Here is a 1,500-nt window from a genome sequence, read left to right on the forward strand (position 1 = left end):
CCTGAAAAATTCATGAAGCCGCATTCGGCTTTGGGCGTCATGCGGGCTTTACAACCAGACATTGGGCAGTCGCGCGGAAGCGCCGGTGCGTTGATCCGGGGCTTGCGGGCTTGGTGATGGCGAGGCGCTGGGGTTGGCGGGATGCGGGCTCAGCGGGGCACATGCCCCAGGGCTTATGTGACCAGCCTGGGCAGCCTGGCGAGGGCATAGGCGAGGATCGCCTGATCGGGCGAACTGCGTGGCAGATGCAGGCGGATCGACTTGCTGAGAGTCTCGATGCGGACGGCGAGCTTGATCAGCCGCAGGCGCATGGTGTCGAACTGGCAGCGGCGCCAGAGTGACCGGCGCGGCATCAGGGCGCGCAAGACCCACATCAGCCGATAGGCGCCGAGATGGAGGAAGAGGCGCATCTGGTTGGCGCTGGCGCGCGAGCAGGAGGTGCGATCGGCGGCGAGATGGCGCTTCCACGCTTTGATATGATTTTCGGCCTGGCCGCGGGCGCAATAGAGATCTTCATAGAGACGGCGTGGTGAGCCGGCGGTCAGGCTTGTGACGATGAAGCGGGTGTCGACGCCGAGCGGGCCGGCCTCGACGCGGGCGATGATGCGCTCGACGCGGTCCCAGCTGGCGGCGGCGTCGTGGAATTCCTTGTAGCGTCGGCGCCTGGTCCCTGGCGTCTGGGCGACGTAGCCGGCGCTGCTCGCCTCGAGGGTGGCGACGTGCCGACGCAGGGTCGCGGTGGGGGCGACGCCGAAGATATAGTCGAGCCGTCGGGCCCGGCAGAAGCGGAGCACCTCCGGGGTGCAATAGTGGGAATCACCGCGCAGCATGATCTCGGTGCGCGGCCAGTGGCTGCGGATCGCGGTGATCAGCCGGCGCAGCCATTTGACGATCTCCGTGCCTTTGGGTCGGCAGGCCGGGCGGAGCACGGCGGCGACCATCCGCCCGTCGCCGTCGAAGACGACAATCGGCTGGAAGCCGTAGTCGTCGTAATGGGCGTTGAACAGGCGCAGCTGCTGGGTGCCGTGGACGGCGTCGAAGGTGTCATCGATATCGAGCACGATGCGCTTCGGCACGGTGCGGAAGCTCGCACAGTATTGCCCGATCATCGCCTGACCCATGCGCAGCAGCGCGCGCGGTGTGGGCAGGTTTTCCGCACGCGAGATCGTCGCCTGCGAGCAGAGATCCGCATCTTCGGGCAGGCGTTCCATGGCCAGCTTGAACATCGCGTCCCGGCGCAGCGCACCGGCATCGTTGCCGTCCTCGTAGCCGGCCGCGATCATCAGCATGCGGAAGCGGATGATCTGATCGAGACCGTGCTGGACACGCTCCGGCGCGCGCGGATCATCGATGCAGGCTGCCAGAAGCTCGGCGATCCCCAGCCGCTTCTCGACCTCGCGCAATGTCAGCAGACCGCCGTCCGAGGACAGCAACTCGCCGTCGAAGCGGGCCACCACCGGCTTGCCGGCGACAGGTGACAGACCGGGGAGGCATGGGGTA

The 1,500-nt window shown here is 67.0% G+C and carries 1 protein-coding gene; it reads right to left on the minus strand.

Annotation, left to right across the window (positions count from 1 at the left end):
* Window positions 1-173: 173 nt before the first annotated feature.
* Window positions 174-1,481, minus strand: coding sequence for an IS1380 family transposase (locus AruPA_RS21635; RefSeq protein WP_265638793.1), 1,308 nt, complete (start codon window positions 1,479-1,481; stop codon window positions 174-176).
* Between the last annotated feature and the right edge of the window lie 19 nt (window positions 1,482-1,500).

Origin of the sequence: Acidiphilium sp. PA (assembly GCF_026191915.1) — a bacterium.
Lineage (GTDB): Bacteria > Pseudomonadota > Alphaproteobacteria > Acetobacterales > Acetobacteraceae > Acidiphilium.